The 21205-nt window shown below is 70.8% G+C and carries 14 protein-coding genes; 8 read left to right on the top strand and 6 right to left on the bottom strand.

The annotated features are described in order from the left end of the window. Positions 1–59 precede the first annotated feature (59 nt). Both uvrD and K4L06_RS05365 read left to right on the top strand, forming a co-directional pair. Positions 60–2237 (top strand): DNA helicase II, encoded by a 2178-nt coding sequence (gene uvrD, locus K4L06_RS05370; RefSeq protein WP_221670422.1) that lies wholly within the window; start codon positions 60–62, stop codon positions 2235–2237. Between the two features lie 255 nt (positions 2238–2492). Beyond that, positions 2493–2906, top strand: coding sequence for a hypothetical protein (locus K4L06_RS05365; RefSeq protein WP_221670421.1), 414 nt, complete (start codon positions 2493–2495; stop codon positions 2904–2906). Positions 2907–2918: 12 nt separating this feature from the next. Here the strand turns inward: K4L06_RS05365 and K4L06_RS05360 are convergent, their stop codons facing one another. The 3 genes from K4L06_RS05360 to K4L06_RS05350 all read right to left on the bottom strand — a co-directional run bounded on the left by K4L06_RS05360 (position 2919) and on the right by K4L06_RS05350 (position 4516). Further along, complete coding sequence (locus K4L06_RS05360) at positions 2919–3491, bottom strand: hypothetical protein (protein ID WP_221670420.1); 573 nt, start codon at positions 3489–3491, stop codon at positions 2919–2921. 116 nt (positions 3492–3607) lie between these two features. Continuing rightward, on the bottom strand, positions 3608–4033 hold the full coding sequence (locus K4L06_RS05355; RefSeq protein WP_221670419.1) for a GNAT family N-acetyltransferase: 426 nt from the start codon (positions 4031–4033) through the stop codon (positions 3608–3610). 138 nt (positions 4034–4171) lie between these two features. After that, a complete protein-coding gene (locus K4L06_RS05350) occupies positions 4172–4516 on the bottom strand; it encodes a DUF2782 domain-containing protein (RefSeq protein ID WP_221670418.1) in 345 nt (114 codons plus the stop codon). A 121-nt stretch (positions 4517–4637) separates the two neighbouring features. On the opposite strand from K4L06_RS05350, the gene polA reads away from it, so the two are divergent. Further along, on the top strand, positions 4638–7409 hold the full coding sequence (gene polA / locus K4L06_RS05345; protein WP_221670417.1) for a DNA polymerase I: 2772 nt from the start codon (positions 4638–4640) through the stop codon (positions 7407–7409). Positions 7410–7843: 434 nt separating this feature from the next. Here polA and K4L06_RS05340 read toward each other — a convergent pair whose 3' ends face one another. Next, positions 7844–9835, bottom strand: coding sequence for a TonB-dependent receptor (locus tag K4L06_RS05340; RefSeq protein WP_221670416.1), 1992 nt, complete (start codon positions 9833–9835; stop codon positions 7844–7846). 312 nt (positions 9836–10147) lie between these two features. On the opposite strand from K4L06_RS05340, the gene K4L06_RS05335 reads away from it, so the two are divergent. Then, positions 10148–10627: a YetF domain-containing protein gene (locus tag K4L06_RS05335; RefSeq protein WP_221670415.1), complete on the top strand. Its 480-nt coding sequence runs from the start codon at positions 10148–10150 to the stop codon at positions 10625–10627. 89 nt (positions 10628–10716) lie between these two features. Here the strand turns inward: K4L06_RS05335 and hemF are convergent, their stop codons facing one another. Next, positions 10717–11616, bottom strand: a complete 900-nt coding sequence (gene hemF, locus K4L06_RS05330) for an oxygen-dependent coproporphyrinogen oxidase (RefSeq protein WP_221670414.1) — start codon at positions 11614–11616, stop codon at positions 10717–10719. Positions 11617–11793: 177 nt separating this feature from the next. After that, on the bottom strand, positions 11794–14163 hold the full coding sequence (locus K4L06_RS05325) for a S9 family peptidase (RefSeq protein ID WP_221670413.1): 2370 nt from the start codon (positions 14161–14163) through the stop codon (positions 11794–11796). A gap of 468 nt (positions 14164–14631) precedes the next feature. Between K4L06_RS05325 and K4L06_RS05320 the strand changes: the two genes are divergently transcribed. From K4L06_RS05320 to K4L06_RS05305, 4 genes are all read left to right on the top strand, one after another. Continuing rightward, positions 14632–16035 carry a cytochrome ubiquinol oxidase subunit I gene (locus K4L06_RS05320; protein ID WP_221670412.1) on the top strand — a complete coding sequence of 468 codons (1404 nt, stop codon included), beginning with the start codon at positions 14632–14634 and terminating at the stop codon, positions 16033–16035. Between the two features lie 31 nt (positions 16036–16066). Beyond that, on the top strand, positions 16067–17071 hold the full coding sequence (gene cydB / locus K4L06_RS05315) for a cytochrome d ubiquinol oxidase subunit II (RefSeq protein WP_221670411.1): 1005 nt from the start codon (positions 16067–16069) through the stop codon (positions 17069–17071). Between the two features lie 395 nt (positions 17072–17466). Then, positions 17467–17724, top strand: coding sequence for a YcgL domain-containing protein (locus K4L06_RS05310; protein ID WP_221670410.1), 258 nt, complete (start codon positions 17467–17469; stop codon positions 17722–17724). Further along, entirely contained in the window at positions 17717–21070 is a 3354-nt protein-coding gene (locus K4L06_RS05305; RefSeq protein ID WP_221670409.1) for an ankyrin repeat domain-containing protein, read from the top strand. Before K4L06_RS05310 ends, K4L06_RS05305 begins: the two co-directional genes overlap by 8 nt. Positions 21071–21205: the final 135 nt, after the last annotated feature.

Raw genomic sequence — 21205 nt, 5'->3', positions numbered from 1 at the left:
GGCTTGGATCTTCGCGGCGCCGCGAAGGTTCCCGCAGGCATCGCCGCTACAATAGCGCGATGGACGTATCGCACCTGCTCGACGCACTCAATCCGGCCCAGCGCGAAGCCGTTTCGGCGCCGCCCGGCCACTATCTGGTCCTGGCCGGCGCCGGCAGCGGCAAGACCCGCGTGCTGACCCACCGCATCGCCTGGCTCAACGAAGTCTTCGGCGTGCCGACCCACGGCATCCTCGCGGTCACCTTCACCAACAAGGCCGCCGGCGAGATGCGCCAGCGCGTCGACGCGCAGCTGGCGCGCGGCGCGCGCGGGATGTGGATCGGCACCTTCCACGGCCTGGCCCACCGCCTGCTGCGCCTGCACTGGCAGGAGGCCAAGCTGCCGGAAGGCTTCCAGGTGCTCGACAGCGACGACCAACTGCGCCTGGTCAAGCGCGTGGTGCAGTCGCTGGAGCTGGACGAAACCCGCTTTCCGCCGCGCCAGATCGCCTGGTGGATCAACGCGCAGAAGGACGAGGGCCGGCGCCCGCGCAATATCCAGCCCGGCGGCGACGACTGGTCGGACGTGATGCTGCGCTGCTACGAGGCCTACCAGGAACGTTGCGAGCGCGCCGGCCTGGTCGACTTCGCCGAGCTGCTGCTGCGCGCGCACGAACTGCTGCGCGACAACCCGGCCCTGCTGACCCATTACCGCACCCGCTTCCGCGAGATCCTGGTCGACGAGTTCCAGGACACCAACGCGATCCAGTACGCCTTCGTGCGCGTGCTCGCCGGCGACACCGGCCACGTGTTCGTGGTCGGCGACGACGATCAGGCGATCTACGGCTGGCGCGGGGCCAAGGTCGAGAACGTGCAGCGCTTCCTGCGCGACTTCCCCGGCGCGCAGACCATCCGCCTGGAGCAGAACTACCGCTCCAGCGCCAACATCCTCGACGCCGCCAACGCGGTCATCGCCCACAACCCGGACCGGCTCGGCAAGAAGCTGTGGACCGATACCGGCCACGGCGAGCCGATCGACCTGTACGCGGCCTACAACGAGATGGACGAGGCGCGCTTCGTGGTCGAGCGCCTGCGCCAGTGGGTGCGCGACGGCGGCAGCTACGGCGACGTCGCCGTGCTCTACCGCAGCAACGCGCAGTCGCGCGCCTACGAAGAAGCCTTGCTGTCCGAGCAGGTGCCGTACCGGGTCTACGGCGGCCAGCGCTTCTTCGAGCGCGCCGAAATCAAGGACACCCTGGCCTATCTGCGCCTGATCGCCAACCGCGACGACGACGCGGCGTTCGAGCGCGCGGTCAACACCCCGACCCGCGGCATCGGCGAGCGCACCCTCGACGAGGTGCGCAAGCGCGCCCGCGCCGATGCGGTGTCGCTGTGGGAAGCCGCGCGCCGCGTGTCCGGCGAAAGCGTGCTGGCGGCGCGCGCGCGCAACGCCCTGGCCGGCTTCGCGACCCTGATCGACGCCCTGCAGGCCGACGTGACCGAGATTCCGCTGCAGGAGAAGATCGACCACGTGCTGCAGCGCTCGGGCCTGCGCGACCACTACGCCAACGAATCGCGCGGCCAGCTCGACTCGCGCACCGACAACCTCGACGAACTGGTCTCGGTGGCCTCGCGCTTCACCCGCAGCGACGAGGACGACGCGGCGGCGATGCCCGAGCTGATCGCCTTCCTCAGCTACGCCGCGCTCGAAGCCGGCGAAGGCCAGGCCCAGGCCGGCGAGGACGGGGTCCAGCTGATGACCCTGCACAGCGCCAAGGGCCTGGAGTTCCCGCTGGTGTTCCTCGGCGGCCTGGAGGAAGGGCTGTTCCCGAGCGGGCGCTCGACCGAGGAATCCGGGCGCCTGGAAGAGGAGCGCCGGCTGGCCTATGTCGGCATCACCCGCGCGCGCGAGAAGCTGGTGCTGAGCTACGCCGAGACCCGGCGCATCCACGGCATGGACATGTTCGGCGTGCCGTCGCGTTTCCTGCGCGAGATTCCCACCGCGTTGCTCAACGAGGTCCGGCCCAAGGTGCAGGTGTCGCGGCCGATGTACAACGCCGCGCCGCGCCGCGACCCCGGCCACGCCGCGATCGAGGCGCCGCCGGTGCGGCTGGGCGCGCAGGTGCGCCATCCCAGCTTCGGCACCGGCACGGTCACCGACTACGAGGGCAGCGGCGCGCACGCGCGGGTGCAGGTCAACTTCGACGACGCCGGCAGCAAGTGGCTGGTGTTGGCGTACGCGAACCTGCAGCCGGCCTGAGCGGGCCGGCCGCAGCGGCTCGATCGCGCGTAGCGCCGATCGCGCCGAACCGACCGCGATAGCGACGCCGGGCCGGCCGCGAGCGGCCGCCGGCGCAAGGACGAACCACCGCGCCGCCGCATCGGGCGACGGCGCCGCCAAGGAAAGCGACTCATGGATACAAGCCAAGCTTCGGACCGGCCTGCTTCGAATCGGCGTGCTCCGAATCGGCCTGCTTCGAATCGGCCTGCTTCGGATCGGCACTGGAACCTGGCGTTGTTCGGCTACGGCCTGATCGGCCTGTCCGCGGTCGTCGCGGCGCACCCGCAGGCCTATCTGTTCGGCAAGGTCATGAGCGTGCCGGGCTGGGCCCCGGACCTGCCGTTCGGCATGGGGTTTCACGAACTGGTCGGCTTCGCCTTCCTCGCTCCTATCGCCTGGCTCAGCCGCGGCACCGACGCGGCGGTGCGCGGGCTGCTGTTCTGCCTGCTGCTGACCCCGTTGCCGGCCCTGCTGCGCTTCGCCGCCGATCCAGAGCAGTGGCACAGCGGGCTGCCGGTCAACCTGGCGTTCAATTACCTGTGGATCCAGCTGGCCTGCATTGCGCCGGCGCTGGCGGCGCTGGTGCCGCGGCTGGCGGTGGCGTTGGGGCGGCGGCTGCGGCGCGGCCGCGCCGACGGCCCGCGCTGAGCGCGGCGCGCGCTACGGCGCTTCGGGCAGCTCGAACGAGCGCAGCAGCAGGTCGAAGCCGGGCTGGGTCTTGTCCAGGTCCTGTTCGGCGCCCTGGGTGATCAGGAACGCGCTGCGGCGCGCGCCGGTGACCTTGCGGTACTCGCGCCGGTGCGGCACGTCGACGCCGCCCAGGCGCAGGCTGTAGCGCTCGCGGATCGCGCCTTCGGCGAAGCCGCCGCGCTCGAAGCGGTGGCCGGGCACCGACGACGGCGGCAGTTGCCGGTCGGCTTCGGCGGCGAAGCTGCGGGCGAAGGTGTCCAGCTCCTGGCCGCGGCCGCTGCCGACGATGGCCACGAACAGCGCCGAACCCGGGCTTTCCACGGTCAGGTACTGGACCTGGCCGATGCGCCGGTCCTCGCCGATGCGCCAGTTGCCCGGCACCTGCAGGCGCAGGCCGGGCGCGTCGTAGCGTTGCGGATGCTCCAGGTCGGCGGCGCGTTCGCCGCAACCGGCCAGCAGCCAGGCGAGCGCCAGCAGCCACGGCAGCCGGAACCCGGCGGCCGCTGCCCGCCCGCGCGATTGCCGTCGGAACCCGAGCGCCATCGACGTCGTCCCTGTCGCCACCCCCCGTGGCCCAGCCACCCTAGCAGGCCGCGCGGACGATCTCGTGTGCCGTTCGGGCCGGAGCCGCGCGACGGTTCAGCGTCGTGTCGCCCGGCTCAGTCGAGGGCGACGCCGAAGTGGAAGGCTTCGATGCGCAGGCGCTCGCGCAGATAGAAGGCGTGCGCGTCCTGGCGCTGGGTGCCCGAGTCCAGCTGCAGGCGCGCGCAGCCCAGGCGCTTGGCCTCGGCCTTGAGCCAGTCGAGCAGGGCCTTGCCGTAGCCGCGGCTGCGCACGGTCTGGTCGACGATCAGATCGTCGACATAGACGTGCAGGCCGACCGCGAGCATCTCCATCACCCGCCAGCAGGCGAACGCGCGCGGCAGGCCTTGTTCGTCGTAGGCCACGGTGGCGCGACAGCCCTCGGCGATCTGCCGATGCATCTGGGCCACGAAACGCTCCTCGTCGAAATCCGGGCGCAGCTGCGAGACCAGCGGCCAGACCTGGCGCAGGGCGGTGTCGCCGACGATGGTGCGGATGTCCATGGTGCAGATGTCCATGGTGCTGGGAGATAGCGGATGGGAGGGGGTGGATAGCGAAAGCGGGGCTGGGAGAGGGCGGACTGGCGAGAGTCGAAGCACCGGGCAAAGCTCGCTATCTCCTATCCGTTGTCTCCTGCTCCGTTACCAGCTGAAGAGCTTGAAATACACCGGCGACACCGTGCCTTCGCCCTTGCTGCTGTCCAGGCGGCCGTCGCCGTTTTCGTCGACCAGGTAATAGATCGGGCCGCGCGCCGGGGTGACCTTGACCGCGCGCAACTGGCCGGCGACGCGGTATTCCTCCAGCACGTCGCCGTTCTCGACCGTGCGGGTGCGGATTTCGGCGTTGCTGAGGCCGGCGGTGGGGTCGTCCGCGGCGGCGCCGGTGCTGGCGCAGCCGGTCAGGGCCAGGGCGAGCAGGGCGGTGGCGGCGAACAGGGCCCGGGGCGAGGCGAACACTGCGACCGACGTCGCGTTGGGGGCGCGCATGGCGGTTCTCCATTCTTGGGCGGTTGCTTCAGGCCGACAGGATACGCCGGATGCGGTGAAGCGCGCGCATGGCCCGGCGCCGGTTTCGGGCTGCGAGACCGGCGGGCGTAGAATCGCGGACATGAAACGACTCGTCCTCATCGATGGTTCCAGCTACCTCTACCGCGCCTTCCATGCGTTGCCGCCCTTGAGCAACGACGCGGGCGAGCCCACCGGCGCCCTGTTCGGCGTGGTCAACATGCTGCGCTCGACCTTGAACGAACGGCCCGACTTCGTCGCCTTCGTGGTCGACGCGCCCGGCAAGACCTTCCGCGACGATCTCGACCCGCAGTACAAGGCCAACCGCCCGCCGATGCCGGACGACCTGCGCGCGCAGGTGCTGCCGATGTGCGAGATCGTCGAGGCCTTGGGCATCCCGATCCTGCGCATCGACGGGGTCGAGGCCGACGACGTGATCGGCACCCTGGCCCTGCGCGCGGCGGCCGACGGCATCGACGTGACCATCTCCACCGGCGACAAGGATTTCGCCCAGCTGGTGCGGCCGGGCGTGGTCCTGGTCAACACCATGAGCGGCAGCCGGATGGATTCGGACGAGGCGGTGTTCGCCAAGTTCGGGGTCAACCCCAACCAGGTCATCGACCTGCTGTCGCTGATGGGCGACAGCGTCGACAACATCCCCGGCGTGGAGAAATGCGGGCCCAAGACCGCGGCCAAGTGGCTGGGCGAGTACGGCACCCTGGACGGGGTGATCGAGCACGCCGCGCAGATCAAGGGCAAGATCGGCGACAACCTGCGCGCGGCCCTGCCGCGGCTGCCGCTGAACCGCCAGTTGGCGACGATCAAGACCGACGTCGAGCTCGAGCGCGGCCCGCAGGAATTGGCTCTGCGCGAGCGCGACAGCGAATCGCTGCGCACCCTGTACGCGCGCTACGGCTTCAAGCAGGCGCTGCGCGAACTCGAGGGCGGCGCCGCCGCGGCCGCCAACGAGCTGGCCGCCGACCGCGCCGGCCTGCGCGCCACCGCCGCCGGCCACGCCCGTTCCAGCGCCGCGGCGGAAACGCCCGACGCCGCACTGGCCGTGCCCGGCGAATACGAGGCGGTGACCACCCAGGCCCAGCTCGATGCGTTGGTCGCCGAACTGCAGGCGGCCGAGGAGTTCGCCTTCGATACCGAGACCGACTCGCTGGATGCGATGCAGGCCAACCTGGTCGGGCTCAGCTTCGCCACCCGCAGCGGCCGTGCGGTGTACGTGCCGGTCGGCCACGACTATCCCGGTGCGCCGGCCCAGCTCGATCGCGAGCAGGTGCTGGCCGCGCTGCGTCCCGCGTTCGCCGATCCGGCCAGGCGCAAGCTCGGCCAGCACGGCAAGTACGACCTGCACGTGCTGCGCCGGCACGGGGTCGAGGTCGCCGGCTACGCCGACGACACCATGCTCGAAAGCTTCGTCTACAACGCCACCGCCAGCCGCCACGACATGGACTCGCTGGCCAAGCGCTACCTGGGCTACGACACGATCAAGTACGCCGATGTCGCCGGCAAGGGCGCCAAGCAGATCGCGTTCTCGCAGGTCGCCATCGACGATGCGACCCGCTACGCCGCCGAAGACGCCGACGTGACCCTGCGCCTGCACCGGGTGCTGGGCCCGCGCCTGGCCGCCGAGCCGGCGCTGGAGCGCGTCTACCGCGAGATCGAAATGCCGTTGGTGCCGGTGCTGGCGCGGGTCGAGGCCAACGGGGTGATGATCGACGGCGACGAACTGCGCCGGCAGTCGGCCGACCTGTCGCGGCGCATGCTCGCCGCGCAGCAGAAGGCGACCGAACTGGCCGGGCGCGCCTTCAACCTGGATTCGCCCAAGCAGCTCGGCGCGCTGCTGTTCGACGAGCTCAAGCTGCCGGTCTTGGTCAAGACGCCGTCCGGCGCGCCGTCGACCAACGAAGAGGCGCTGGAGGCGATCGCCGACCAGCACGAGCTGCCGCGGGTGATCCTGGAGTACCGCGGCCTGGCCAAGCTGCGCAGCACCTACACCGACAAGCTGTCGGAGATGGTCAATCCGCACACCGGCCGCGTCCACACCAGCTACCACCAGGCCGGCGCCGCCACCGGCCGGCTCGCCTCCAGCGATCCGAATCTGCAGAACATCCCGATCCGCACCGACGACGGCCGCCGCATCCGCCGCGCCTTCGTCGCCCCGCAAGGCCGGCGCCTGGTCGCCTGCGACTATTCGCAGATCGAATTGCGGATCATGGCCCACCTGTCGGAGGACACCGGCCTGGTGCGCGCGTTCGAATCCGGCGCCGACGTGCATCGCGCCACCGCCGCGGAAGTGTTCGGCAAGGCGTCGATCGACGAGGTCAGCGGCAACGAGCGCCGCGCCGCCAAGGCGATCAACTTCGGCCTGATGTACGGCATGAGCGCGTTCGGCCTGGCGCGCCAGCTCGGCATCGGCCGCGGCGAGGCGCAGGACTACATCGCCCTGTACTTCAGCCGTTATCCGGGGGTGCGCGATTTCATGGAGCGCACCCGCCAGGAAGCGCGCGACCAGGGCTATGTCGAAACCGTGTTCGGCCGCCGCCTATACCTGGAGAACATCAAGGCCTCCAACCAGGGCCTGCGCGCCGGCGCCGAGCGCGCCGCGATCAATGCGCCGATGCAGGGCACCGCGGCCGACATCATCAAGCGGGCGATGATCGACATCGACGGCTGGCTGGCCGGGCAGGGCGGGCAGGCCAAGATGATCCTGCAGGTGCACGACGAACTGGTGTTCGAAGTCGACGACGGTTTCGTCGATACCCTGGTGGCGCAGGCCTCGGCCCGGATGTCGGCCGCGGCGAGCCTGCGGGTACCGCTCGTCGTCGACAGCGGGGTCGGGATTAACTGGGACGAAGCGCATTGATTATCTGGAAGCTATTGATTTTGCTGGACTGGGCTTAATGAATCTCTCCTGAATCCAACAAATTATTAACTCCGATCTTCACGAACTATCCATGTGGGAGATGGTCATATAGGCCGCGACAGATGCAACGTCTGTCGCTGATCTCTCCCTCCCCTGGAGTGATCCCCCGGAGCGTACGACCCCTCCCCAGGTCCCGCTCCACCAGCCCCGCCGGCCCCCCCTGCCCGCGGGGCTTTTTATTTGTGTCGCCGAAAGTGCCGGGACGATTTCATTCAGCGAGTTAATGTGCCGCGCTGCCGACATTAACCGGGCCCAGTTAACTATCTTAATGTGCCAAGTTTGTGTCGAGTCGTTGCTCGAACGAATCCGACGCGGTAATCGGCGCCGGCGACCCGGGCGCGAGGCGGCCTGCCCCGCGCCCGGCGCGACCGGACTCAGTAGCGATAGGTCAGCGACAGCGACAGCTCGCGGCCCGGCGAAGGGAAGCCGATGTAGCTCTTGGTCCCGGCCTGATAGCCGTAGGTGCCGTGGTCGTAATAGAAACGGTCGAACAGATTGTTGATCGCCGCACCCAGCTTGAGCCGGTCGTCGCCGAGCAGGTTCCAGTTCGCCATCACATCGACCACCGCGTAGCCGGGCTTGTCCGGCGCGGCCGGAGCGATCGAGTTGCGCTCGTCCTCGACCAGGCGCGCGCGGATCGCGTAGTTGGCCTGGGCCGAGGCCGGCTGCCAGTCGAAGCGCGCGGTCCAGGTGCGGCCGATGCTGGTGCCCAGGCCGAGGTCGGCGTCGTTGAGCGGGCGGCCGTCGAGCTTGTTGTCCGAGTTCCACACCCCCAGGCTCCAGCCGCTGCGCTCCCAGCGCTGGCCGAGCTCGGCTTCGTAGCCGTCGACCTTGGCCGTGCCCACGTTCTCCCAGTAACCCCAGGCGGCGCCGCCGTCGTAGACCGCGTTGATGTAGTTCTCGATGCGCTGGCGGAACACGGTGGCGCGGGCGAAGAAGCCGTCGCGTTCCCAGGCGATGCCGAATTCGAGGTTGTCGGCCTGCTCGCCGTCGAGGTCGCCGCGGTGGGTGTAGAGCGAGCTGAAGAAGGCCTCGCGGATGGTGACGCCGCGGAAGGCCTCCGAATAGGCCGCGCGCAGGCTCAGCGATTCGATCGGGGTCCAGGTCAGCGACAGGTTCGGGCTGAGCTTGGCCTGGTCGTTGCGCGCGCCGGCGCTGACGCCCGACTCGCCCTGGTGGCGGTAGTCGTCCCAGCGCAGGCCGGCGGCCAGCTTCCACTGCGGCGAGGCCTGCCATTCGCCCTGGGCGTAGGCGCCGAACACCTTCGCGGTCTGCTCGGTGCGGCCCCAGAACGGGCGCGGCGTGGCCTGTTGCAGCGCGTGCAGGCGGTCGCCGCGGTAGTCCACGCCGTAGGTCAGCGACAGCGCGTCCCAGGCCGAGGTGTTGCGCAGGTCGAAGCCGGTGCTGGTCTGTTCGCCCCAGCCGTACAGCAGGCCGGTGGTGTTGCGCCGGTTCTGGTAGTCGCTACGGGTGCGGTAGGCGTTGAAGCGCAGGTTCAGCGCCTCGCCGTCCGGATCGAAGCGGTGTTCGTAGGCGTAGGTGGTGCGGCGCATGCGGTGGTCGGACAGCACGAAGCGGCCGCTGAAGTTGGTCATGTGCGGGCGTTCGTAGTAGGTGCCGGTGTCTTCCAGCTGCTCGGCCGAAAAATCGAACTGGTGCGCGTCGAACAGGCCGCTGAGCTTGGCCTGGGCGCGCTCATGGCGGTAGCCGGTCGGTTCGACCCGGTCGCCGTGGCCGTCGTCGTAGTCGCCGCCGTCCTGGTAGACGTAGGTGGCGAGCAGGCCGAGCCGGTCGGACAGGCGGCCGTAGCCGGCCAGCACGCCCTTGCTGCTGTTCTCGCCGTTGAAGCCGGCCTGGGCCTTGACCAGGAAGCCGGCATTCTGGCCCGGGCGCAGCAGGTCGAAGGCGTCGCGGGTGCGCACCCGCATCGCGCCGGTCAGCGCGCCGGCGCCGGCGGTGGCCGCGCCCGCGCCGGCGTCGAGTTCGATCGACTTGATGAACTCCGGCTCGATCTGGACCCGGGTCTGGTGATGGTAGAGCTCGGCCGGTTCCTGCGCGCCGTCGATGCTGACGTTGAGCAAGGTGTCCTCGAAGCCGCGCACGTAGACCTTCTGCGCCACCGGCGAGCCGCCGCCGACCGCGACGCCGGATTCGTTGGACAGCAGATCGCCGAGGTCGGAGGCCTGGGTCAGCTCGATCTCGCCGCGGTCGAGGTCGAAGTTGCCGGGCTCACGCTCGGCGACTACGGTGATCGTGTCCAGGGTGCGGGCGCTGTCGCCGGCGTCTGCGGCGTCGGCCGCATGCGCCAGCGGAGCGCAGGCGAGCAGGGCCAGGCCGGACAGCAGGCGGGAGGAGGAGGCGGACATCGGGCGGCGTTCCTTCGGCAGGGGCGCGAACGCGCGCCGCCGGACGGTCGCCGGGCGCCGGTTCTGCGCGGATGTTGGGAGAGGCTCCGCGCTGGCTGAAATCCCGGGGCGGGCGAAGCGTGCGCATTCTGCGACGGTCGCGCGGAAGATGCAAATGCGAATCAAACTCAACAAGTGACGCGGCGCACATTGCGCTACAACGCGTTGCGCCGGCGGCTGCACGCGCGCTGCACGCCGCCGCGGTCCAGAATCGCCGGGTCCTGCCGCCGCGGCGCGACCGCGGCGGCGTCCGAACGATGCGGAGCCGCGCCCATGACCGATGCCTTCGACCTGTCGATGCCCTGGTGGCACTACCCGCTGCGCGCCTGCGTGGTCTATTTCGTCCTGCTGGCGCTGATCCGCCTGTCGGGCAAGCGCACCATGGGCCAGTTCACCTCGTTCGACATGCTGCTGATCGTGCTGCTCGGCAACGCGGTGCAGAACGCCCTGCTCGGCAGCGACACCTCGGTCGGCGGCGGCTTGTTGCTGGCGGCGACGCTGATGGCGCTGAACTGGGCGGTCGGCTTCGTCGCCGCGCGCAGCGAGCGCGCCGAGCGCCTGCTCGAAGGCGAGCCGGTGGTGCTGGCGCGCGCCGGCCGGGTGTTCCGCCGGGTGCTGCGGCGCGAACTGGTCAGCCGCGCCGATTTCGACAAGGCGATGCGCGAGAACGACTGCGACGATTTCGACGCGATCGAGGTGGCGATGCTGGAGACCAACGGGCGGATTACGATTTTGAAGCGCAGCGAGAAGTGAGTAGGAGCAAGAAGCGAGCGCAGAGGAGTGAGTAGAGCCAAAGTCGCGGCCGCTGCTCGCTCCTCACTCCTCTGCGCTCACTCCTCGCTTCAAGCCCAATCCCGCGGCAGCAGATACTCCGCCAGCCGCGCTTCGTCGCTGCCGGCTTCGGGCTGGAAGCCGTACTCCCAGCGCACCAGCGGCGGCAGGCTCATCAGGATCGATTCGGTGCGGCCGCCGGACTGCAGGCCGAACAGGGTGCCGCGGTCGAAGACCAGGTTGAATTCGACGTAGCGGCCGCGCCGGTACAGCTGGAACTGGCGCTCGCGCTCGCCGTAGGGCGTGTCGCGGCGGCGTTCGACCAGCGGCAGGTAGGCGTCGAGGAAGCCGTCGCCGACCGCGCGCTGATAGGCGAAGTCGCGTTCGAAATCGTCGTGCAGGTCGTCGAAGAACAGGCCGCCGACGCCGCGGGTTTCGTTGCGGTGCTTGAGGAAGAAGTACTCGTCGCACCAGCGCTTGTGCGCCTGGTACCGGTCCTCGCCGCCGAACGGCTCGCACAGCGCGCGCGCCGTGCGGTGCCAGTGGCGCACGTCTTCGTCGAAGGGATAGAACGGGGTCAGGTCGAAGCCGCCGCCGAACCACCAGGCCACGGTCTCGCCGTCGCGCATCGCGCGGAAATGGCGCACGTTGGCGTGGGTGGTGGGCAGGTAGGGGTTGTGCGGGTGGAACACCAGCGACACCCCGACCGCGCGCCAGGAGGCGCCGGCCAGTTCCGGCCGCGCCGCGCTGGCCGAGGGCGGCAGCTTGCTGCCGGACACGTCGGAGAAGCCGATCCCGGCCTGCTCGAACACCTTGCCGCCGCGCAGCACGCGGGTGCGGCCGCCGCCGCCTTCGGCGCGCTGCCAGCGGTCTTCGACGAAGCGGGCGCCGCCGTCGGCCTGTTCGATGGCGGCGCAGATGCGGTCCTGCAGGCCGGTGAGGTAGTCGCGTACGCGGTCGAAATCGTTCATCCGCGCATTCTAGCGGCGTCGGCCGGCGCGGATTTGATTTGGGTCAGGCGGCCGCTGCGGCGTTCGGTCGCAGGCGCCGCTGGCCGAGAGGCGAGCGGCGGGCGACGAGGAACGGGCAACGGGCGCGGGCGGGATCCCGGCTTCCGCTCGCCGCCCGTTCCTCCGTCCCGGCCGCGCTCACTTCAGCGTGCGATTGAATAGCTCGTGGATGCGCCGGTACTCGTCGTACCAGGCGTCCGGATGGACGAAGCCGTGGCGCTCCAGCGGATAGGGGGCGATCTCCCACTTGTCCTTGCGCAGCTCGATCAGCTTCTGGGTCATCATCACCGAGTCCTTGAAGAACACGTTGTCGTCGATCATGCCGTGGGCGATCAGCAGGCTGTCCTTGAGCCCGGCGGCGTATTCGATCGGCGAGGACTTCTTGTACGCCTGCGGATCGAGCTCCGGGGTGTTGAGGATGTTCGAGGTGTACTCGTGGTTGTACTGCGACCAGTCGGCGACCGGGCGCAGCGCGGCGCCGGCCTTGAACGTGCCGGGGCTGCGGAACAGCGCCATGAAGGTCATGAAGCCGCCGTAGGAACCGCCGTAGATGCCGGCGCGGTCGCGGTCGCCCTGCTTGTTGGCGACCAGCCAATCCAGGCCGTCCAGGTAGTCCTCGAGCTCTGGATGGCCCATCTGCCGGTAGATCGCCGTGCGCCAGTCGCGGCCGTAGCCTTCCGAGGCGCGGTAGTCCAGGTCGAGCACGATGTAGCCTTCGTTCACCAGCAGGTTGTGGAACATCTGCTCGCGGAAGTAGTTCGGATAGCGCGCGCTGACGTTCTGCAGGTAACCGGCGCCGTGGACGAACATCACCACCGGGTACTTCTTGCCCGGCTCGACCGTCTTGGGCCCGTAGTACTTGCCCCAGACCGTGCCGGCGCCGTGCTTGGACGGGATCTGCACGTACTCGGGACGGATCCACTCGCGCGCCTTGAACGCGTCCTTGCGGGTGTCGGTGAGCTTGACCAGGCCTTCGCCGTCGCTGCCGACCACCGCCAACTGCGGCGGCAGGTAGCTGTCGGAGTAGCGCACCAGCAGCTTGCGCCCGTCCGGCGACAGGGCGAAATTCTCCACCCCGTCCAGCGCGGTGACCTCGCGCACGGCGCCGCCGTTGCGGTCGACCGCGCAGACTTCGTAGTCGCCCGGCCACTTGCGGTTGCACAGGAAATAGAAGCTCTTGCCGTCGGCGGACAGACGCGGCTCGGAGACCTCCCACTGGCCCGAGGTCAGCGCGCGCGGCGCGCCGCCGTCGCTGAGGTAGAGGTGCGAATAGCCGCTCTGTTCCGACAGCAGCCACAGCGCGCCGTCCGCAGTCCAGCCGAAGTCGTTGAAGTTCCAGCCGATCCAGGCCGGATCGGTGAGGCGGTGGCGGGTCTGCAGTTTGGCCTGGGCCAGGTCGACCGAGGCCAGCCAGCGGTCCTTGTTGTCGATCGCGCGGATCAACACCGCGGCCTGGCGGCCGTCGTCGCTCCAGCGGATCGACACGCCGCTGCCGTCGCCGTCGGTTTCCACCCGCACCGGACGGTCGCCCTTGAGCGGCTCCTGCTTGGCGGCCTTGCGCAGCGCCGCCAGCGGGTCGACGGCGATGCCCGGCAGCGCGTCGAACTTGAGTTCGCTGGCCTTGGCGTTGGCGACGTCGACCAGCCACAGCTTCTGCGCCAGCGGTTCGTTGCGGCCGACCCGGGTGCGCACTTCCTCGAATTCCTCGTAGCCCGATTCGGTCACGTACTTGGGCATCTTGCCGCCCTGGCCGGCGTCGCCCTTCTTGGCCTGGGTCACCACCAGCAGGTAGCGCGCGTCCGGCGACAGCGCGCTGTCGGCGATCTCGACTTCGTCGCCGAGGTAGGCCGGCTTGGGCGCGCGGCTGGCGTCGGCGCGGCGCCAGGCCTCGTCCTGTTCGCGCGCGGCCTCGCGCTGGGCGCGGTCGTTGCGCAGGGTGTCGATGGTCGCCAGTTGGAAATCGCGCAGCGCGTCGGCCTTGGGCGCCTTGGCCGGATCGTTTTCGGCGCGCACCTGCGCGGCCTGGCTCACGCCCTGGCCGGCGCGCCACTGGTACCACTGGTTGTCGACCCGGAACACCAGGTTGCCGTCGCGGCCGAACTGCGGCCGCGCCTCGGTGTCGTTGCTGCGGGTGACCTGGGTCAGCGCGCCGCTGCGCAGATCGCGCACGAACACGTCGCCGTTGCGGACGAAGGCCATGCGCGTGCGCTGGGCGTCGTAGACCGGGGCGGCGGCATCGAGTTCGGCGCGCGCCGCGCCGTCGACCCGCTGCGGCGCGCCGCCGCCGGCACCGGCCTGCCAGGTGTCGCGGACGATCGAATCGTCGCGCTTGAGCTGGTACTGCACGCGCTGGCCGTCCCAGGCCCACCAGGCGGCCTCGACCGGGGCGCCGATCCAGTCCGGGTTGGCCATGGTGTCGGCCAGGGTCAACGGCGCGCTCTGGGCGAACGCGGCGGTGGCGAGCAGGGCGCAGGGCAGCGCGGCGAGCGTGGCGAAGGAAATGCGCATGGAGCGGGCTCTGGGGCGTGGGACAAAAGTGTGCGCAGGGTAGCAGCCGGGGGGCGGCGGACGGGTCGGCCGTTGGTCACGGTGGGGCGCCGGGAATGGGGAATGGGGAATGGGTAGGAGCAAAAGCCGGGGCGGCGGATTTGCGGAATCGGGGATTTGGGCCGCCAGCGGGTTTGCGCAAAACTCGGGCGAGGGGCGGGTGCCGGGGCGAAATTCGTTCGCGCGGGCGTGCTGCGGTTTGTCGCAGGGACGCTAACGGTCGGCGCTGCGGCGGGGCGGCGGGTGGCTGTCGGTGCGGGCCTTGCGGCGGCGGTGTTTGCGGTTCGGGCGCGGGCCTGGGATGGACCCTCACCACGCTGCGCTCACCGGCTTTGCGGTTTATGTGGTTCCGGCAAGCCGCCGTCGCGGTCGCGTGCTGCGACGCAATATGACCCGGCCGGCGCACCATCGCGCCGTGGAGGCAAGCGCGTGGACGCCCTGTTGCTGTCGCGGATCCAGTTCGGCTTCGTGGTCTCGTTCCATATCCTGTTCCCCGCCTTCACCATCGGCCTGGCGAGCTGGCTGGCGTTCGTGGAATGGCGCTGGCTGCGCACCCGCGACACCGGTTGGCGCGACCTGTATTTCTTCTGGACCAAGATCTTCGCCGTGTCCTTCGGCATGGGCGTGGTGTCCGGCATCGTCATGAGCTTCCAGTTCGGCACCAACTGGGCGGTGCTCAGCGAACAGGCCGGCAACATCCTCGGCCCGCTGCTGTCCTACGAGGTGCTGACCGCGTTCTTCCTGGAGGCGACCTTCCTCGGGGTGATGCTGTTCGGCTGGAACCGGGTCGAGGAGAAGATGCATTTCCTCGCCACCTGCATGGTCGCGCTGGGCACGCTGATCTCGGCGTTCTGGATCCTGTCGGCGAACAGCTGGATGCAGACGCCGACCGGCTACAAGATCGTCGACGGCGTGTTCGAACCCGCCGACTGGTGGGCGATCGTGTTCAACCCCTCGTTCCCGTACCGGCTGGCGCACATGGTGCTGGCGGCGTTCATCACCACCTGCTTCGTGATCGGCGGCGTGGCCGCGTCCTATCTGCTGCGCGGCGTGCACGTGGACGCGGCCAAGCGCATGCTCAAGGCGGCGACCGTGTTCGCCGCGATCACCGTGCCGGCGCAGGTGCTGGTCGGCGATCTGCACGGGCTGAAGGCGCGCGAATTCCAGCCGATCAAGGTCGCGGCGATGGAGGCGCACTGGGAAGCCAAGCCGGCCGGCGAGGGCGTGCCGCTGGTGGTGTTCGCGGTGCCGAACGAGCGCGAGGAACGCAACGACTACGAGATCGCCATTCCCAAGCTCGGCAGCCTGATCCTGACCCACAGCCTGGACGGCGAGATCCAGCCGCTGAAGTCGGTGCCGGCCAGCGAGCGGCCGCCGGTCAAGCCGGTGTTCTATGCGTTCCGGGTCATGGTCGGGCTGGGCGTGGCGATGCTGCTGGTGGCGCTGTTCTCGGCCTGGCAGCTGTGGCGCGGCAAGCTGTACGCCTCGCGCCTGGCCCTGCACGGCTGGCGCTGGCTGAGCCTGAGCGGCTTCGTCGCCCTGCTTGCCGGCTGGTACGTGGTCGAGATCGGCCGCCAGCCCTACGTGATCTACGGCCTGCTGCGCACCGCCGATGCGGTCAGCCCGACGGTCGAGGCGGCGAGCGTGCTCAGCTCGCTGATCGTGTTCGCGGTGGTCTACCTGGTCGTGTTCGGCGCCGGTATCCGCTACCTGTTCCGGTTGGTGGCCAAGGGGCCGCATCCGCACGAACCGCCGCCGCGCACGGTGCAGGGCGAGCGCACCCCGGCGCGGCCGTTGTCGGTGCCGGACGAATCCAGCGAGGCCGGCGCCTGAGCGCCGCCGCATAGCGAGACGGAGTACGACGATGGACTACTGGCTGCCGGTGATCTGGTTCGGCGTGATCGGCTTCGGCGTGTTGATGTACGTGCTGCTGGACGGCTTCGTGCTCGGCCTGGGGATCCTGGCGCCGTTCGCCGAGGACGAGGGCCAGCTCGACCACATGATGAACACCGCCGCGCCGATCTGGGACGGCAACGAGACCTGGCTGGTGCTCGGCGGCGCCGGCCTGCTGGCGGCGTTTCCCAAGGCCTACGCCCTGGTGCTGTCGGCGCTGTACCTGCCGGTGTTGCTGATGCTGATCGCGCTGGTGTTCCGCGGCGTGGCGTTCGAATTTCGCTTCAAGGCGCGCCGTTCCAAGCCGGCCTGGGGCGCGGCGTTCGCGCTGGGCTCGCTGCTGTGCGCCTTCGCCCAGGGGGTGATCCTCGGCGCCGTGGTCGAAGGCATGCCGCTGCAGGAAGGCAAGTACGTCGGCGGCATGTTCGACTGGTTCAGCCCGTTCTCGATGCTGACCGGCGCGGCGGTGGTGTTCGGCTACGCCCTGCTCGGCTCGACCTGGCTGATCCTCAAGACCGAGGGCCGCATGCAGCAGGTCGCGCGCACCCTGGCGCGGCCGCTGGTGCTGGTGGTGGCGGTGTTCATCGGCCTGGTCAGCGCATGGCTGCCGTTCCTGGACTCGCGGATCATGGCGCGCTGGTTCGAGGGCGGGAATTTCCTCTGGCTGTTCCCGGTGCCCCTGCTGGTGATCGCCAACGCCTGGGCGCTGTGGCGTTCGGTGATGCGCGAGGGCCGCGACGGCCATCCCTTCCTGCATGCGCTGGCGTTCTTCGTGCTCGGCTTCCTCGGCCTGATCCTGGGCATCTGGCCGAACATCGTCCCCGGGCTGTCGCTGTGGGACGCGGCCTCGCCGCCGTCCTCGCAGGGCTTCGTGCTGGCCGGCCTGGTGGTGCTGCTGCCGGCGATCCTGGGCTACACGTATTGGTCGTACCGGGTGTTCCGCGGCAAGATCGCGGCGGACGCGGGGTATCACTGAGGGCGGTCGCGATCTTCCAACCGCGGGAACGGCGGTAGGTCGGTTGCGCAGCGTCTCTCCCAGCCCGTCATGCCCGCGCAGGCGGGCATCCAGAGACTTCAGCGCCATGCTTGGGTAAAGCCCTGGCTATCCGGCTACGCCGAAGCAAAGTGCGGCCCGCCTGCACGGGAACGACAGCAGCAGGCCGACGGGGCGACGGATCGCGGAACGGCTGGGACGATGCACGGGCGACTCGCCGGACGCCGGTCCGCCGCCACGGCGCCTGCGGTCGGCCTACCATCCCGGCCTGCGCCCGGCGCTGAACGCGGAAGTACGCGCGGCACGGACGGGCGGGTATGCTGTAGCCCACCCTGCGGCGCAGAAACACCCGTCCCCCGGCCGTACCGCCCGCCTTCATGCAAGCCTACGTTTATAAAAGTCTCCGCAAGGCAGACACCTACGTGTTCCTGAGCGCGCGCGACGACTTCGCGCGCCTGCCCGACCCGGTGCGCGAGCAGTTGGGCTCGCTGCAATTCGTGCTCGAAGTCGAGTTGAGCGCGCAGCGCAAGCTGGCCCGCGCCGATGCGGCGACCGTGCGCGAGCACCTGCAGTCGCGAGGTTTCCACATCCAGTTCCCGCCGACCCTGGCCAGTGCGGTCGCGCCCGATGCCTGAGCCCCGGACCGCGCGCAGCGCCTCCCGCGACCTGGGCATCGCCGCCGGCGCCGGCCTGGTGCTGGCCCTGGCCACCGGCTTCGGCGGCGGCCTCGGCGGCGCGCTGATCGCCCTGCTCGGCGGCGCGCTGGCCCAACCCGCGTTCGCGATCGCCGCCCGGCTGTGGGGCCGGCGCGACGCCGCGCCGCGCTGGAAGCCGGAACTGCTGGCCCTGTCGGCGCTGTGGGGCGGGGCGACCGTCGCCGCCGCCGCATTGGTGGCCTGGCCGCTGAGCGCCCTGCTGCAGACCGGTTCGCTGCTGGCCGCGCTCGGCCTGAGCGCGGTCGCCGGCCTGATCCTGCTCGGCCTGTGGCGGCTGTGGCCGCTGTACCAGGAGGTCGAACGCGACGGCGCGCCGCTGGCGCCGGCCTGGGCCCGGCTGGCCGATCTCGATCTGGGCGCCTGGCGCGGCCTGGGCGTGGCGGCGATCGTCGCCGGCCTGGTCGGGCTGGTGCTGGTGCTGGCCTGGCCGGGGCTGATCGTCTCCGCCGGCCTGCGCTGGGGCCTGGCCATCGCCCTGGCGCTGGTCTCGCCGGCCCTGCACCTGTGGCTGCAGCGCATCCCCGCGGCCGAGGCCCTGCCCGGCGTGGAATTCGTGCCCGAACTCGACAGCGCCGCGGCGACCGACGCCGCCGCCGCGCTCGACGAAGAGCTCGAGCCGGCGCTGTACGCCGCCGCGCGCGGCGGCAAGGTCGAGCGCGCGCTGGAACTGATCGAACTGGGCGCCGACGTGCGCGCGTTGCCGGCCGCCGACGACCGCGACCGTCGCAGCCTGCCGGTGCTGGCGGCGGTGCTGCCGGACCTGCGCCTGTTGCGCGCGCTGATCGCCAAGGGCGTCGACCTCAACGCCGTCGCCGTGGGCACCACGCCCTTGCTGGCCGCGACCCGCGACAGCTGGCACGGCCGCCCCGACGCGGTCATGACCCTGCTCGCCAACGGCGCCGATCCGCGCCTGGCCGATCACGAAGGCAATACTCCGCTGCACCATGCCGCGCGCAGCTCCGACCCGGGCGTCGCCGCGCTGCTGTTCGACGCCCAGGCCGAACTGGACCCTGTCAACGACGACGGCCTGACCCCGCTCGGGGTGGCCTGCGCTAGCGGCAACTGGCGCCTGGCCAAGTTCCTGCTCGAACGCGGCGCCAAGGCCGAACAGCCCGGCGGCACGCCCGCCCTGCTCGCCGCCGCCGGCGCCGACGAGGACGATCCGGCCGGCGTGCAGTTGCTGCTCAAGCACAAGGCGCGCATCGACGCGCGCGACGCGCAGCGCCGCAGCGCCCTGCACGTGGCCGCGTTCGCCGGCCATCTGGACATCGTCACCGCTTTGCTCGCCGCCGGCGCCGATGCGCGCGCGATCGACCTGCAACAGCGCACGCCGCTGCTGGAAGCCGCCCGCGGCGGCCGCCCGGCGGTGCTGGAGCGGCTGCTCGAACACCTGCCGCAGGGCGGCGCCGCCGAGGCCGCGGCGGTCGACGCCGACGGCGCCAGCGCGCTGATCCTGGCCTGCCAGGCCGAGACCGCCTCGGCGCCGCTGGTGGTGCGCCTGCTCGATCTCGGCCTGGACGCGGAACTGCGCGACCGCCACGGCAAGCGCGCGGTCGACCGCGCCGCCGAGGCCGGGCGCTGGTCGCTGGTCGCCGCGCTCGATCGCGCCTATCCGTTGCCGGCCGCGGTCAGCGGCGAGGGCGACGGCGAGGTCGGCGAGGGCGAGCGGGTGATCGTCGACCGGATGCCGGCGGCGCTGCTGCGCGACGGCCTGCGCGACGGCCACGAAGCCGACCTGACCGGGCTGGCCAAGCTGCTCAGCCCGATCGAACTGGGCGCGCAGTTGTTCGAAGACGAAGGCGCGGTGCCGACCGCGCAGCGGATCGAGTGGCTGTTGGCGCAGGGCGCCGACCCGACGGTGCGCGACGAACACGGCGACACCGTGCTGTTCGCTCTGCTCGGCCGCGGCGTCGAAGCCTTGCCGGCGCTGCAGGCGCTGCTGCGCCACGGCGTTTCGCCGGCCGGCCGCGGCGGCCTGGGCCGCTTCCTCGGCACCTGCTCGGCCGGCGACCAGGCCACCCGCGGCCTGGAACAGTTCGCCCTCGACCTGCTCGAGCGCGGCGCCGACGCGTTCGCCCCGACCCCGGCCGGCGATCCGCCGCTGGCGATCGCGGTGCGCCTGGGCTGGAGCCGCCTGCTCGAACGCCTGCTCGCCGCCGGCGTCGACCTCAATACCCGCGACAGCCACGGCATGAGCGCGCTGCACCTGGCCGCGGCGCTGGGCCGCGAGGCGATGCTCAAGCGCCTGGTGGCGCAGGGCGCCGCGCCCGACCTGCTCGCCGCCGACGGCCAGACCCCGCTCGGCGTGGCCCTGGCCTCGGGCCGGCGCGACCTGGCCGACTGGCTGGATTGGCGCGGCTGGCCGCTGCCGCGGCGCGCCCTGCACGAGGCCGACGTACCGGCCGCGGCGATCGTCGGCGACGCCGACGCGGTGCGCCGCCTGTTGGATCTGGGCCTGGCGGTCGACGCCCCCGACAGCCAGGGCTGCACCGCCTTGCTGCGCGCCGCCGGCGGCGGCCATCGCGCGGTGGTCGACCTGCTGCTGGCGCGCGGCGCCGATCCGCAACGCGCGGCCAATTCCGGCGCGACCCCGCTGTCGGCGGCGGTCAGCATGCGCCACGGCGAGATCGTCGACCGCCTGGTCGCGGCCGGCGCGTCGCTGGAGCAGCGCCTGCCGGGCGACCTGACCGTGTTGATGGTGGCCTGCGCGCTGGGCCTGACCGACCTGGCCGCGCGCCTGCTCGCCGCCGGCGCCGACGTCCATGCGCGCGACGCCCAGGGCCGCATGGCCCTGCATTGCGCGGCGATGTACGGCTTCACCGCGCGCGAGCGCAGCCGCCTGGTGGCCTTGTTCGACACCTTGCTGCTGGCCGGCGTCGACGCCGACCAGTCCGCGGCCGGCGCGACGCCGCTGCTGTTGCTGCTCGGCGCGCGCGCCGAGCCGGGCACCGCCGCCGACGAGGACGTGCTGATCGCCGGCCTGGAGCTGCTGCTCGACCACGACGCCTCACTCGACGTGCAGGATCCGCGCGGTTTCGGTCCGCTGCACCTGGCCGCGCTGCACGGCCTGCTGCGGGTGGTCCAGCGCCTGCTGCGCCACGGCGCCAACCCGGACTTGCGCGACGCGCTCAACCGCACCCCGCGCGAGATCGCGGTGATGCGCGGCTTCGTCGACATCGCCGCCGAATTCGCCCCGCCCGCGCCGAGCAACGGCAACGGCCGCGACATGTCGATGGCCAGGTTCCTGCGCGGCCCGGGGCACTGACTGCAGCCCCGTAAAGCGGCGTGAGCTCTTGTGTAGGAGCGGCGTGAGCCGCGACAAACGAAGCGGTGAGATACCACGTATCTCGCCGAAGCCGTGGTTTCCACGCCTTCAATCAGAAGCGCCGTCTTACCGAGC

This window comes from Lysobacter sp. BMK333-48F3 (genome assembly GCF_019733395.1).
Classification (GTDB): Bacteria; Pseudomonadota; Gammaproteobacteria; order Xanthomonadales; family Xanthomonadaceae; genus Lysobacter.
Note: the sequence above shows the minus strand (reverse complement) of the source record. Positions and strands in the feature narration are given on the sequence as shown.